Source organism: Capsulimonas sp. (assembly GCF_039929585.1).
Taxonomy (GTDB): Bacteria; Armatimonadota; Armatimonadia; order Armatimonadales; family Capsulimonadaceae; genus Capsulimonas.
On the sequence record NZ_JBDSQY010000256.1, the window covers coordinates 1 to 13,018 of the forward strand.

Sequence of the window (13,018 nt, forward strand, 5' to 3'; positions counted from 1 at the left end):
GCTTGAGACGAATGTCGTTGCGAGCGCCGTATTCCCCCATTTGACGACTGATCCCGCTTGGAAGCTGGCCCCATTGATCGTGAGCGTAAAGTCCGGATCGCCGCTATTGGCCGAGGCGGGATTGAGAGCGGACGCCATTGGGATCGGGGCGGTGACTACGAAAGGGACGGGAGCGGAAACGCCGTAATCCGTATCCGATACGGTGATGTTTGCCGTGGTCATCGCCGCCAAGCTCGCGGCGGGGATGACGGCTTTGAGCGAGGTCGCGCTGACGAACGTAGTGGTCAGAGAAGTATCGTTCCATTGCACGGTCGACGCATTCGTGAAGTTCAATCCCGTGATGGTGACACTAAGATCCGGCGTTCCCGCCGGGATGGTATTAGGGCTGATGCTGGATATGATCGGATAAGGCCTCACGACGGTGAATGTCTGAGTATTTGGAGTTCCTGTGACCGGGTCCGGATTGAAGGCCGAAATGCTGAAGGTTCCTGGGAACGCGATCTCACCCGCCGGAACCGTCACTGTGAGCTGCGTGGGGCTTGCGGTGTCCGGCGTTAGCTTGTCCGGACCAAATAAGACCTGTGTCTGAGAATTGAACCCCGACCCGACTAACGTCAGCGTGAAGAAACTTCCGCCGGAGAACGCCATCGTGGGGGTGAGGCCGAAGATCTGCGGAGCTTGATTTTCGATAGTAAACAGCTTGAAGGTGGATTCGCCGGACGTGGTGGTGATCGTGACACCAACATAGCCTCCGCATTCGACATCTGCGGCGGGAACAACCGCCGTGATCCGGGTCGCCGTGATGGATGCCGGCGTCAGTACGTCCCCATTGAACTTGACCTGCGCCGAAGAATCAAAGCCGCCGCCATTGATCGTGAGCGTCAGCCCCCCTGACCCGGCGCTCACGCTTATGGGGGAGAGCGAGCTGATCGCTGGAACGGCGTCCGCCTGAGCGATCAGGGGCTCGGAGGCAAGGGCGGCCCAGAGAAGGGCGATGGTATAGAAGACGGTCTGGATCCTACGGCGACGCATGCGAACTCCTTAGAGCACCGCAGTTTTCGCGAAATATTGGGCCGCGCTCAGAGGCGCAGCCAGTGCGAAAGCACGGCGCATCAGCCCAAATTATCGGCGAAATCGCCTTCAGACAATAGGGCGGCATGGCTGCGCTCCGAGATAAGGCGCACAAAAAAGTCCCTGACGGCGGATGCCGTCAGAGACGAGTGAGGCGTTAGCTATGGTAACGGAGTGTACAGAGGCGGCACGACGAGTTTTCTTCTTGCCGGCGTGTGAAGCGATGGCTTAGGCGTATGCGATGGCCGCAATTCTCATGGGCGGCAGCATCGCTGTGACGCAAACTTTTATCGGTCTTGAGGCGTTGTCTCGGGGCGGCAATGGCCCGGCAGTAGGAGTGAGAAACCAGTTCCAATTGACAGGTTCCATTGTCGGTGGCGAGCAAGCGTCGCGTTAGGGGCTTCTCATCGAAAAAAGAACAGCGCGTCACTCGTAGCAGAGTGACGCGCTGTTCTAAGACGAAAAATGGGGTTTGTTTATTATCTGCGCATGCCGCCCATGGGGAACGATCCCTGACTTTCTGTCTTCGTATAGCCTGCCGGGAGCGCAAAGGTCGACGCCGGGATGGGAGTGGTGGTGAGAGAAGTGACGGTCTGTTTCATCGTCATGCCTTCGGTCATTCCGCCGTGGTAAGTCGTAGTCGTCACCAGGGGGAGCCCATGGACTTGACCTGCGCCCTTGCCGCCCATCACGCCCATATCCGCCGTGGACAGATCCTGCGCCGCAAGGATGTCCTGGGTCATTGTCGTGGGTTTCCCCATGATATCCATGGTCGTTTTGACGATATAATGCCGCGCCGTGTGCCCCAGCACCTTGGTGGTGCGGCCGGTGTCGGTCACTTTATAAGTCATCCCTTTGGATTTTCCTGGCTGTCCCTTGAGCATCTGTGCGGCCATCTTCTTTGCATCTGCGGGGCTGAAGGTCGTGACTGTGTACGTATGCGCCGTGTTGTTCAGAAACCACATCTTGCCGGCGTCCTGATCCACGATCATGGACATAATCGCGGTGTCCGTGCGGACTTTATGCCCACTGATATACGTCGTGGTGTTGCTCATCTTATCGATCTGCGCCTGCATTGCCGGCGTCGAAGCGCCGCCACGCATCGAAGGCATATCCATGTGCGTATGGGCCACCATCGTGACGTCCGCCCGGCCCGGTCCGGCGATCAGGCTCAGGGCGACGGCCCCGGCGATTCCTAAAGAAAGTTTCATCATATCTCCTTGTCCACTTGTCTTCTCTTTACTATGGACAGGCGAACGCCGAAAAAGTTGCATTTCCCTGGAGTGAGTTTGTCTGCCGCGCTCCCAGGGTATAAGCGAATTATTCCGGCGACTGTGCCGGGAGCGGATAATCAAGGAGAACTCAGGGATGATTGACCAAATGAGCGGGATGATGAAGAACCGATGGGCTGCGATGTCGCTGGCGGCGATGCTGACCGTCGCGCTTGCTGCGGGCTGCGGACCGAAGGCCGAAGAGAACACGGCGGATACGACTGCCCCTGCCGCGCCGACCCCGGGCGCCCCCGTGCAGCCGGGCGGTCCGGGCGGCACGATGATGAACAAGCCATCCACTAATCCCAACGGCGCGCTCGGCGATGCGCAGATCACCATGAAGGTGAAGAACGCACTGATCGGCGACAGCAAGGTAGCGGCTCGGGATATCAATGTCGACACCAAGAGCCAAACGGTTGTGCTGCGCGGAACCCAGGCGACCCCGGCTGCGATTTCGGCGGCCGTCGCCGATGCGAAGAAGATCGAAGGCGTGACGAAAGTCGTCAATCAGCTGACGGTGAAGAAATAATCGAGCCGAGTCTGATGGCGTAATGCGGACAGACCGGCGGTTCGGACTGAAAGTGAGAAATCATGGCGAAAACGATCGTGGGTCTGTTCGACGACTTTGAAGAGGCGCGCGCAACGGTGCGTGACCTGACGGCGGTGGCGGGGATTTCCCGCGACAACATCAGTGTCGCGGCGAACCGCCGGGGCATTGGGATGAGCGATCGCGATGAGCTTTATACGGTAGATCGCGCTCGCGAGATGCTGGATGAAAAAGGCGACGCCGGGATTGGGGCGCCCGTGCCGATCCTTCCCATGGGTGGGCTCCTGGCCAGCGGTCTGGGCTCCCTCTCGATTTCCGGGATTGGGTCCGTTGTTGCGGCGGGGCCGCTGATCGCAGCCCTCGCCGGAGCCGGCGCGCAAAGCGGCGGCTTGATTTCCGCGCTGGTGGAAGCGGGCGTTCCCGACAAGCATGCCCATTACTACGCGGAGGGAATGCGGCGCGGCGGTACGCTGCTCACGGTTACGGCGGCGGAGCATCTGGCGCAAAAGGCGCTGAATGTCTTCCACGATCATGGCGCTGTGGACATTGACCGCCGGGCCGAGCACTTCCATAGTACGGGCTATACCGGCCACGACCCCAATGCGCCCGAGTACGGAGACGAAGACATCGCGCGTGACCGTGAGACGTGGCGGGGTTACAACCATACCCCCGCCCTGCGTGGCGACCCGGGAACAGAAGTTGATTTGGAAGAGGAGGCAGCCGTCGACTCCCAGCAAACGTCTACTTCACCGATCCGATAGCGGTCGTTACAAACTCAAACACACAAAAGCCCGGCGACGCCTGTCAAAAGCGCCGCCGGGCTTTTATGTGTTTATTCTCCATCTGTGAGACGACTGATAAGATAAGTCAGGTAAGGGGATTCATCGCCGAGTTTGGCGAAGAATGCTTCGTCCGTGGCCTCGACACAGGCGATGGCGCGTTCGGCCAGTTCGCGGCCGGCATCGGTGACGAGGATCTGGAAGGCGCGAAAATCCTGGCGGTGCCGCTCGCGCGAGAGCAGGCCGCGCTTCTCCAGCGCTCGCACGACCTGCGACGTCATCATCTCGTCCGTTCCCGCCAGTCGGGAAATCTCCGCCTGGGTCATCGGTTCATCGCCGTCGGAAAGCCATGCGGTCACGGTCAAAATGGCGTACTGCACGTGGGTCAACTCCAAAGGCAGCAGCGCCTTGCGGATCTGCCGCTGCCAGAGATTGCTGACGCGCCAAAGCTGAAACCCCGGGCTTTCATTCGGACTTCCGTAATGCGACTCAAACGCCTCACTCATCGGCCCGCCTCCGAGCCGCGCGCCGCCAGGAGAGGCTTACTGTATTCGATCATTCCCCTATGATACTGGTTTCGCCGCCCGCAGGTCAATGGCGAGCGGCCCCCGGCGCTCATCTCGCAATGCTTCCGCGCCTGACTTATTCTTACGAAAGCCGCTGCACAAGATCGTCCCAGCGGGCGGTGTCGATACGGATCTGCCACGCAAAGGCGCGGCCCTTGCGGTCGTAGTACACGGCCATCGCCGCCTTCGCCAGATTGCGCGGCTCGATGTCCAGCAGTTCACCGGCCAGCTGCGCGTTCTTCACATACGCCACTCCATGTCGCCCGCTCATCCGCCACAGGCGTCCCCATTCCAGCACCGGCTCCGGCGGAGCGGCGGGAACGCGCGGCGCTCTCACAGGAGCGGCAGCCGCTTTGGACGATTTGACGACAGGTTTTATCGCTTTGGAAATCGGCGTTCTGCCCGCCGATTTCACGGGCTTTGCAGCCAGCGCTGCGGCTTTAGCGGGCGCCGCCGTTTTCGAGGGCGGCGCTTTGAGCGCGGGAGCTTTGGCTTCGGGTGCGCTTGCTTTGCGTTTTGCAGCCACTACAAGCGCCGGAGGCGCGAGAATAGGTTCCGCCGCCTTCCCCGTCTTCGCACGTGGCGTGACGGCCTTCGCGGGGGGCGTCACCGTCTTGGTCGCCGGTGTTTTGGCGGCCTGTGCCTTTTGCGTGATCGGCTTTGCGACAGTCGGCTTTGCGGCGATCGGCTTTGCGGCGATCGGCTTCGCATTCGCCGACGGGACGGGAGGCGGCTCAGTTGGTATTCTGGGGGCGCGGGTGCGCGCCGCTGGAGTGGGCGTGTGGATGGGCGCTGGCGCGGCGGGTGTACGGACGGCTTTCGGCGCGGGCGTCGGTAAAGCGACAGATGGCGAAAACGCTTGTTTGACAGGCTTCATCGCCAGCGCGCCCGCCGCCTTGGCCGTGGGTGAGGCCGAAACTCGGGCAGGCTTTACCGTGGGTGAGGCTGCGGCCCGGGCGGGCTTTGTGACGGGTGGGATCGCGGCTCGGACAGGCTGAGCCGACGGCGTTTCGGCGAAGATTAACGCGGTTTGGTTGGGTGCGGCAATGGCCGCCGGAACGGAAGATCGGCTGCTGTTTCTCATGCCGCATTGTAGCAAACATATGTTCGCCGTGTCAAGAGGAAATTTTCCCATCTTTCGGATCGAGATGCGAGATGAGGCGTGAGCTGCGCTGGTAGGTCAAATAGGAGATCGCCCACTGCAGCAGGACGCTGGCGCGGTTGCGAAATCCGATCAAGAAGAGGATGTGCACCAGCAGCCAGAGCCACCATCCCAGGCGTCCGGAGAGATGCAGACCGCGCAGATCAGCAATGCCGTGGTCGCGTCCGATCGTCGCCAAATTCCCCTTGTCGAAATACCGAAACGGAACGCGCGGCTGGCCCGCGACGGAGCGGCGGATATTCTCGGCGGCCAATTGCCCTCCTTGGATGGCGCCCTGCGCGACCCCTGGGACAGGCTTGCCGCGCTGCAATACCAGGGCCATATCGCCAATCGCGAAGATCTCCGGGTGACCGGGGACTGAAAGGTCGGCGTTGACTTCCACACGGCCCGCTTTGTCCAGCGGAGCGCCCAGCGACTTCGTGAGGGGGGATGCGGCGTTGCCGGCGGCCCAGAACACCGTGCGCGTCGCGATCCGCTCTTCGCCGACCCAGACGGCGTCCGGTTCGATCCGGGTGACCAGCTCTTTCGTCCGGACTTCGACGCCGAACTCTTCCAGATCCTTCCGAGCCTTGCGGGAAAGCGCCTCGGGAAAGGCGGGGAGAATGTGCGGGCCGCCTTCCAGCAGCACGATGCGTGTTTGGGCGGTGTCGATCCGGCGGAAGTCCTCGCGCAGCGCCTGGCGTGCGATCTCGATCATGATCCCCGCCAGCTCTACGCCGGTCGGCCCGCCGCCGATGATGACGAAAGTCATCAGGCTCCGCTGCTCTTCTTCGTCGGTAGATTCTTCCGCCAGCTCGAACGCCGTGAGAAAGCGCCGCCGGATCTCCAGCGCGTCGTCGATGCTTTTCAAGCCCGGGGCCAACGCCTCCCATTCGGGATGCCCAAAATAGGAATGGCGCGCTCCAGCGGCGACGATCAGATAATCATATTCCAGCTCCGGCAATCCCTTCACCTGAATGGCCTTGCGGGCGACATCGATGCCTGTGGCTTCGCCCATCAGCACCGTCACGTTTTTCTGGCGGCGCAGGACGCCGCGGATCGGCGCGGTGATGTCGCTGGACGCCAGGGTCGCGGTCGCCGCCTGATAGAGCAGGGGCTGGAACAAGTGGTGATTGGTGCGGTCGAGCAGCGTGATGTCCACCGGGGCGTCCCGCAGTGTCTGGGCGGCGTTCAAGCCGCCAAACCCGCCTCCGATGATCACGACTCGCGGGCGCGGGGCGTCGTTCTGTGGTGAATGGAGTGTCATAAGCTTGTTCTGCGCCTTAGAAACCGCGTCCCAGCTCCAGACGCACGGAGCGGTCTTTCGGGTTGATATACGGGGTCAGGATCAGGCCGTTGGTCTTCGGAACCTCCCAGCGCGCCACGCCGAAGCCAAGGAGCGCTCCGGCGACGACGTCGTGAGTATAATGCCGGTTCAGGCGGATGCGCGACCAGCCGATCGTCGCCGCTCCCAGAAACCAGAGCGGCGCTTCCTTGGGATGGAACGCGCTCTCCATCGTGGCGACTGCGAATGCGGCGGACGCATGTCCGCTGGGGAAACTATTGTGCTCATCGCTGTCTGGTCGTTTTTCTTTTGTCAGGGCTTTGAGCCCTTCGGTCAAAAGCGCGGTGGTCGCCAGGCTATCCACGACGCGGAGCGCGTGGTCTTTGCCCTGTCCGCCGTCGCGCAGCAACGGCAGAGCCACCCCGGCGACGAGAAAAAGAACATTGCCGTCGTGCGACGCAAAGTGCGCCAACTGGTGTTCGCGGCTTTCTGGTTTTTGCTCATCGCCCTGAGCCCGCGCGGAGAGGGGAGCCAGAAGCGCCAGAGCGAGCAAAACGAGGCGCCAGCGCGCTGGGCGGCGAGAAACTATCATGAAGGCTCCCATTCGTCGGTCGGATTACGGCGGCTATTCGTGGGAATGCGGCGAATCTCCTGCCCTCTTCAGCCAAGTGAATAAATTGCATATTTTGCGAATGGAAGATTTGAAGCGAGAAATGGAAGAATGGAATCAAGAGACGAAAAGACGCCGTGCTGCGTATTATTAAGCAGCACGGCGCCGCGAGAGGAGGGAAGGTTTAAAGAATGCCGGTGTCGGAGTTTAGCAATCGCCGTTCGACCTGCTGCTTGATTGTCTGCATTGCGGACTGCAGGTCTCGATCGACGGACGCCGCTCCCATATCCAGGCGGCTGGGATAGGACAAGTGCATGGTGATTTCCGAAAATGTGTCGTCCATTTCGTCGATCTGAAGCCAGCCGGAATAAAATTGGTCTCCGTCGGAGCCCCACTCCATCAGATACTCGCCCGGATAAACACGCATCCATTCGGACGGCGCGCGCTCCGTTTCCGAGGTCTGAGCGGAACTGGGGGAGGAGATAAGTATCGGCGCATTTTGGATGTTAGTGACGAAGTCGAACACGGCCTCCGGCGCGGCTTCGACCACGATGGAATGTTCATACTCGGACATCGAACTCCAGCCTTTCTTTCGCAGCTGAGACTCGCAGGTTATCTTTGGCGAACGCCAAACGAGAAGGGTGAACTAGATTCTTCCCGCTGGGGAAGATTTATAAACGCGGGCCTGCATGGGAACCTTGCAAACTGGGTATCAGTCATTACCTTGGGACGCAGTGATGCGATTTCAGTCGACGATGGGCGATCGCGCCGAAAGTCGCAGCTTAGGAATTATGGAGGTGCGATGTGTGGTGGAACAGCGTAACGGAGTCCCATATTGGGCAGGGGCGTGTGCGGCGAATTGCCGGAGAATTATGGCCGCGGCGGCGCTGGCGGCTGTCGCAGTCGGACGTGTTTACGCCCAGGATACTCCGGCGGACGTCACGCTCGGCGGTGAAGTGGTAATGCGTCTGCGCTCATCCGTCGGAGGGATGACGCCGCAGCAAAGGGTGGGGGCGATCGAGGAGCGGCTGACGCGTCTGCTGGCCATTCCGGGCATCACCCCCGCCGATGTCGTTGTTTACACACCGGCGGGTAAACCGCCGGTGGTCTACGCTGTTGGGCGCCGCCTGATCGAAGTGGACAAACAGACTGCTATCTCGGCGGGCAGTTCTGGCGAACCGCTGAAACTCGCGACAGGCTGGGCGAAGAAGCTGCAGCAGCTCCTCCCGCGCGTCAACTGGCGCCCGAACAACGCGCCGGAGCCGACCGTTTCCGAGAACCCCCCATTGACCGTCACCGACGATTTCTTCCAGGTGGGCGGCGCCACCGGGCAGGTCTACCTGCGTGATAAGCTCGTCGCCACCCTGCGCGGCCCACAGCCCGGCGGCTTCACGGCCGCCGAATACGCCGATGTGCTGGGAGCCCGGCTGAACATCATCTCTCACCGCCTTGGCGCCGGCGCGGTCGACTCCGTCAAGACCATCGATCTCTCCGCGTATCCCGTGAACGGCCCCTCCCTGGTCCTGATGGGAGAGCGCCCGGTGCTGATTGTCGAACCGACGGAAGCCGAAGCGGCGCAGATGGCGAGCACGGATCTGCTGGCTCAATCCTGGGCCAAGAACCTGCGCAAGGTATTGACAGTGGAGGGACCTATTCCCCCATCAAGCTAAAGCTCGATTTCCCCTTTTCCCAGCAAGGCCCTTCGGGCGGGAAAAGGGGTGCTGGTAATTAAGTTCCAGGCGAGTGTTCCGTGTTGTGGCAAGAGTCCAGTTCGGACTAAAATTCTTCGTAGGCAACGACAAAACTCGCCTGGCCTCTAATGATGAACGCCCCTTTTCCCGGGCTTTAGCCCCTTGCTGGGAAAAGGGGAGGCCGAAGTTTACTTCGGCGGGGGAATAGGTCCCGAATCTCCATGACACACACAGATATCCTCCCAGTCGCAAGTCATGAATTTCGTCTGGAGGGCGACCCCGGCGCCTTCCAAGTCAATCTGTCGCGCGAGCAGATTGCTCTCGGCCTGCAAACTGTCACGGTCACCCTGACCGCCGCGCGGCCTGCGCCGCCCCCAAACGTCAAGATCGTCTGGAGCCATCCCGATGTCGATATCCAGGCGTCATGGACACCCGCCGCCGGGCGCGATCGGGGGATTACCTATCGTTTGGGCAAGGGGTTTCCTTCGAAGGCGACGAACCATGCGCCCGTGGTTTGCCTTTACAGTCAACCGGGAGCCAACCGGCTCACGTTTGCCGCGTCCGATGCACTGCACGGACTGCGTTGCGCCGCTGCGCTGATCGAGGAAACGGCGGAATTCGAATGTTCCGTGACGCTGTTCGCCGACCCTTCTCCGCCGATCAAACGATATGAATTGACCCTGTGGGTCGATACTCGTGACATTCCCTACTTTGACGCGCTGCACGGCGTTTCGGACTGGTGGGCGCGGCTGCCCGGGTATGAACCGTGCCATGTCCCCGAGACGGCGCGGCGGCCGATGTACTCGACCTGGTATAGCTTCCATCAGGCGATTTCCCCCGAATCCGTGCTGGAGCAGTGCCGTCTGGCGAAGCCGCTGGGATGCGGCGCTGTGATCGTTGACGATGGGTGGCAGACGCTGGACGGAGCGCGTGGTTACGCTTACTGCGGCGACTGGCGCCCCGAGCGCATCCCGGACATGCGCGCCTTTGTGGACGCCGTCCACGCGGAGGGCATGGCGTTTTTGCTCTGGTACTCCGTGCCGTTTATCGGACGCCACAGCGACGCTTATCAAAAGTTTCAAGGCAAATTTCTTGCCGACAGCGACCATTTCGGCGCCGCGATCCTGGATCCGCGCTTTCCCGAGGCGCGCGAATATCTGATCGGGATCTATGAGCGCGCGCTGCGCGAGTGGGGGCTGGACGGATTCAAGCTCGACTTCGTCGATTCGATGGGCGACACCGAGGAGGCCGCTGGCCTGATCGGAGGCGGGCGGGATTACGACTCCGTCTCGGAAGCGGCGGACCGGCTGCTGACGGATGTGATGGCGCGGCTGCGGGCCATCAACCCGGATGTGATGATTGAGTTCCGTCAAAGCTATATTGGCCCGCTGATGCGTAAGTACGGCAATCTGTTTCGCGCCGGCGACTGCCCGAACGACGCCGTCACGAACCGCCTGCGTGTTCTGGACATCCGTCTGCTTTCCGGCGATACGCCCGCGCACGCCGACATGCTGATGTGGAGCCCGCTTGAGCCCGTGGAAGCGGCTGCGCTCCAATTGTTGAATGTGCTGTTTTCCGTGCCGCAAATTTCCGTGCTGCTCGATCGTATTCCAGAAGACCATCGCGCGATGCTTCTGTTCTGGATGGGTTTTTGGACGGCGCATCGCGAAGCGCTTCTAGATGGCCGCCTGGAGCCGCTGCAGCCGGATCTCTGCTATCCCATGGTCCGCAGCTTCACGGATCGGGAGTTGGTGGCCGCCATTTACAGCGAGAGCGCCCTGCTGCCGCTGGACGGCGTGGGCGAGCGCGATGTTTTTGTGGTCAATGGAACTCGCGCTGGGCGGCTTGCGCTGGAACTGCTGGAAGATCTCGGGGAGCGGCGGCTTCAGGTGCTCGACTGCCGGGGAGAGCTTATGCGCGATGAGCGCATTACGCTTTGCGCGGGGCTTCACGCCTTTGCCGTTCCCCCGGCGGGTGTGTGGCAATGTGTGCGGAACTTTGAGTGACGGAAGATTTTGTTGAGGGGCAATCGTAAATGACGGCTGTGAACGACGCTTCTCACGAGGATCTGGATGCGGGCGATGCGCCGGAGCCGCATTGGCCTATCGTGCTGACGATGCTTGCATTGGGCGGCCTGTATATGGCGCTGCCGGAAAGTCTTTTGCTTGGACCGCGCGGATTGCAGCTTGCCTTTGTCTGCGTGATGCTGATTCCGAGCCTCTTCGCCTTACGAATTGGGCATCATGAAGCGCATCGCCGGATGGGCTTTCTAACGCTGGGGATTTTGACGCTTTCGATGGTGGTCTCGCTGGTCCGACTGGTGCATGCGCTGCCGATGCACACGGAGACTCCCATGCAGCTGCTGCGGTCCGCGGTGGCGCTATGGACGAGCAATGTCCTCGTCTTCGCGCAGTGGTATTGGCGATTGGACGCCGGTGGCCCGTTTGAGCGCGGACGGACGTTGGGGCACAAGGACGGCGCCTTTCTCTTTCCGCAGATGACAATGAGCGAGGATGCGCGGCGGCTGGCGGGCGAGGAGAACTGGGCGCCGACGTTTGTGGATTATCTGTTTTTGGCGTTCAATACCAGCACGGCTTTTTCACCCACCGATACCCTGGTGCTGACGCGCTGGTCGAAGGTGTTGATGATGATCCAGTCGCTCATCTCGCTGGCCGTCATCGTGCTGCTGGCGGGCCGGGTCGTGAATATCTTTTGACTGGAAGCCGGTAGGCTCAGACAATAAAAAAGCGGAGGAGCCAGATTTTGGCTCCTCCGCTTTTTTATTTTGGTTAAGAGAGTTTGCGGCGGCGGATGAAGCCGTATGCGGCCAGCATCATCACACCGATCATGATCGCGGGAGCCGAACCGCCTTCAGGAACATTCGTATTTCCCGTGGTCGTTCCTGTCGTGTCTCCTGTGGTGGTTGTGCCAATCGTGTCGCCGGTCGTGGTCACACCTGTGGTGGTGTCGCCAGTGGTTGTTCCGCCGGTCGTGGTGTCGCCGGTTGTCGTTCCACCGGTGGTGGTGTCACCAGTCGTCGTTCCGCCTGTAGTTGTGTCGCCAGTGGTTGTTTCACCGGTTGTGGTGTCGCCAGTGGTCGTGACGCCGGTCGTGGTGCCGTTAGGCGTTCCAGTCGTGGTTCCGGTCGAGCTGCCGGTCGTATTCGAGATGAAGCCGCCAACCACCGGGAGCAGCCAGAACGGGCTGAAGCCGCCACCATGGATAATGGTCTCAGGAATGACATTAGGCGTGAAGAACCGCTCCGTGATCGTATCGGGAATGTTCTTCGTGACGAGCACTTCGCCCGGTCCCGGAGAAACGATATCCGAGTCTTCGCTATGCTGGTTATGGCCGTTGAGCGTGTCGAAGGGCGACGGCGTCAGGTCGGACGCCAACTGCTTCTTTTTGCCCTGGAGGGTTCCCGGGGCCGGGGTGCTCTCCATGTCGGCATGCGGCAGAACGGAAACCATGGGGTTGCCGCAGGCCACCTTCAGGATCGGCTGCCCGGTCGACTTCGAGACGAAGACGGGGGTGCCGGCCGGAAGGCGGGTCATGATGTAGAACTCGCGTCCATGGCGGTCGACGCAGTATACGCGATACTTTTTCGACGTGCTCAGGCGCTTCAGCTTCAGATGCTTGTTGATATAGGTCACAAGCTGCGGGCCAGTCATATGGAAGTGACGCGCCAGCTGGGTTCGCACCTTCGGATCGAGCTCGACTTGCTGCGAAAGCTGCTGGACTGTATCGACATGATAATTGATAAACGACGCGGGTGGAACGCCTTGTGAGCCGCTCGCCGCATTCACGCCGGTTCCAAGCAAGCTCAATGACATCGCCAAAGCGACGCCCGCAAGCGGCCTGGTATAGATTGTATTTTTGCGGATCATTGTATCTTTCTTAAGCATTCGCCCTAAAATGACAAGGGACAAAAAATAATTGGGCGAAGAGATCGCTACTACTTGAAGCAGGCGGACATCTATGCCTACACGGAGTCATTATATCACGATTCATGAAAATTTAATCCAGAGTCTTACCAGGATTATAATTTTTAGTGAGT

13 protein-coding genes are annotated in these 13,018 nt (G+C 60.6%); 5 read left to right on the forward strand and 8 right to left on the reverse strand.

Features of this window, described 5'->3' with window-relative positions:
• Positions 1-1,032, reverse strand: a 1,032-nt coding sequence (locus tag ABIZ35_RS19480) for an IPT/TIG domain-containing protein (protein WP_348221586.1), incomplete at its 3' end; no start/stop codon positions are given.
• Positions 1,033-1,550: 518 nt separating this feature from the next.
• Positions 1,551-2,285: a DUF4412 domain-containing protein gene (locus ABIZ35_RS19485; RefSeq protein WP_348221587.1), complete on the reverse strand. Its 735-nt coding sequence runs from the start codon at positions 2,283-2,285 to the stop codon at positions 1,551-1,553.
• A gap of 154 nt (positions 2,286-2,439) precedes the next feature.
• On the opposite strand from ABIZ35_RS19485, the gene ABIZ35_RS19490 reads away from it, so the two are divergent.
• A complete protein-coding gene (locus ABIZ35_RS19490; protein WP_348221588.1) occupies positions 2,440-2,871 on the forward strand; it encodes a BON domain-containing protein in 432 nt (143 codons plus the stop codon).
• 62 nt (positions 2,872-2,933) lie between these two features.
• Positions 2,934-3,650 (forward strand): hypothetical protein, encoded by a 717-nt coding sequence (locus ABIZ35_RS19495; RefSeq protein WP_348221589.1) that lies wholly within the window; start codon positions 2,934-2,936, stop codon positions 3,648-3,650.
• A gap of 71 nt (positions 3,651-3,721) precedes the next feature.
• Here ABIZ35_RS19495 and ABIZ35_RS19500 read toward each other — a convergent pair whose 3' ends face one another.
• From ABIZ35_RS19500 to ABIZ35_RS19520, 5 genes are all read right to left on the reverse strand, one after another.
• Positions 3,722-4,174 (reverse strand): MarR family transcriptional regulator, encoded by a 453-nt coding sequence (locus ABIZ35_RS19500; RefSeq protein ID WP_348221590.1) that lies wholly within the window; start codon positions 4,172-4,174, stop codon positions 3,722-3,724.
• 142 nt (positions 4,175-4,316) lie between these two features.
• The gene (locus ABIZ35_RS19505; RefSeq protein ID WP_348221591.1) at positions 4,317-5,318 is read right to left on the reverse strand and encodes a hypothetical protein; all 1,002 of its coding nucleotides are present in this window, start codon (positions 5,316-5,318) and stop codon (positions 4,317-4,319) included.
• Between the two features lie 31 nt (positions 5,319-5,349).
• Positions 5,350-6,642 (reverse strand): NAD(P)/FAD-dependent oxidoreductase, encoded by a 1,293-nt coding sequence (locus tag ABIZ35_RS19510; RefSeq protein WP_348221592.1) that lies wholly within the window; start codon positions 6,640-6,642, stop codon positions 5,350-5,352.
• A 16-nt stretch (positions 6,643-6,658) separates the two neighbouring features.
• Positions 6,659-7,252 carry a phosphatase PAP2 family protein gene (locus ABIZ35_RS19515; protein WP_348221593.1) on the reverse strand — a complete coding sequence of 198 codons (594 nt, stop codon included), beginning with the start codon at positions 7,250-7,252 and terminating at the stop codon, positions 6,659-6,661.
• Between the two features lie 202 nt (positions 7,253-7,454).
• A complete protein-coding gene (locus ABIZ35_RS19520) occupies positions 7,455-7,844 on the reverse strand; it encodes a hypothetical protein (protein WP_348221594.1) in 390 nt (129 codons plus the stop codon).
• 298 nt (positions 7,845-8,142) lie between these two features.
• Between ABIZ35_RS19520 and ABIZ35_RS19525 the strand changes: the two genes are divergently transcribed.
• The 3 genes from ABIZ35_RS19525 to ABIZ35_RS19535 all read left to right on the forward strand — a co-directional run bounded on the left by ABIZ35_RS19525 (position 8,143) and on the right by ABIZ35_RS19535 (position 11,677).
• Positions 8,143-8,940: a hypothetical protein gene (locus tag ABIZ35_RS19525; protein WP_348221595.1), complete on the forward strand. Its 798-nt coding sequence runs from the start codon at positions 8,143-8,145 to the stop codon at positions 8,938-8,940.
• 242 nt (positions 8,941-9,182) lie between these two features.
• On the forward strand, positions 9,183-10,967 hold the full coding sequence (locus ABIZ35_RS19530) for a glycoside hydrolase family 36 protein (RefSeq protein ID WP_348221596.1): 1,785 nt from the start codon (positions 9,183-9,185) through the stop codon (positions 10,965-10,967).
• Positions 10,968-10,996: 29 nt separating this feature from the next.
• The gene (locus ABIZ35_RS19535; protein ID WP_348221597.1) at positions 10,997-11,677 is read left to right on the forward strand and encodes a hypothetical protein; all 681 of its coding nucleotides are present in this window, start codon (positions 10,997-10,999) and stop codon (positions 11,675-11,677) included.
• A gap of 73 nt (positions 11,678-11,750) precedes the next feature.
• Here ABIZ35_RS19535 and ABIZ35_RS19540 read toward each other — a convergent pair whose 3' ends face one another.
• Positions 11,751-12,848 (reverse strand): hypothetical protein, encoded by a 1,098-nt coding sequence (locus ABIZ35_RS19540; RefSeq protein ID WP_348221598.1) that lies wholly within the window; start codon positions 12,846-12,848, stop codon positions 11,751-11,753.
• Between the last annotated feature and the right edge of the window lie 170 nt (positions 12,849-13,018).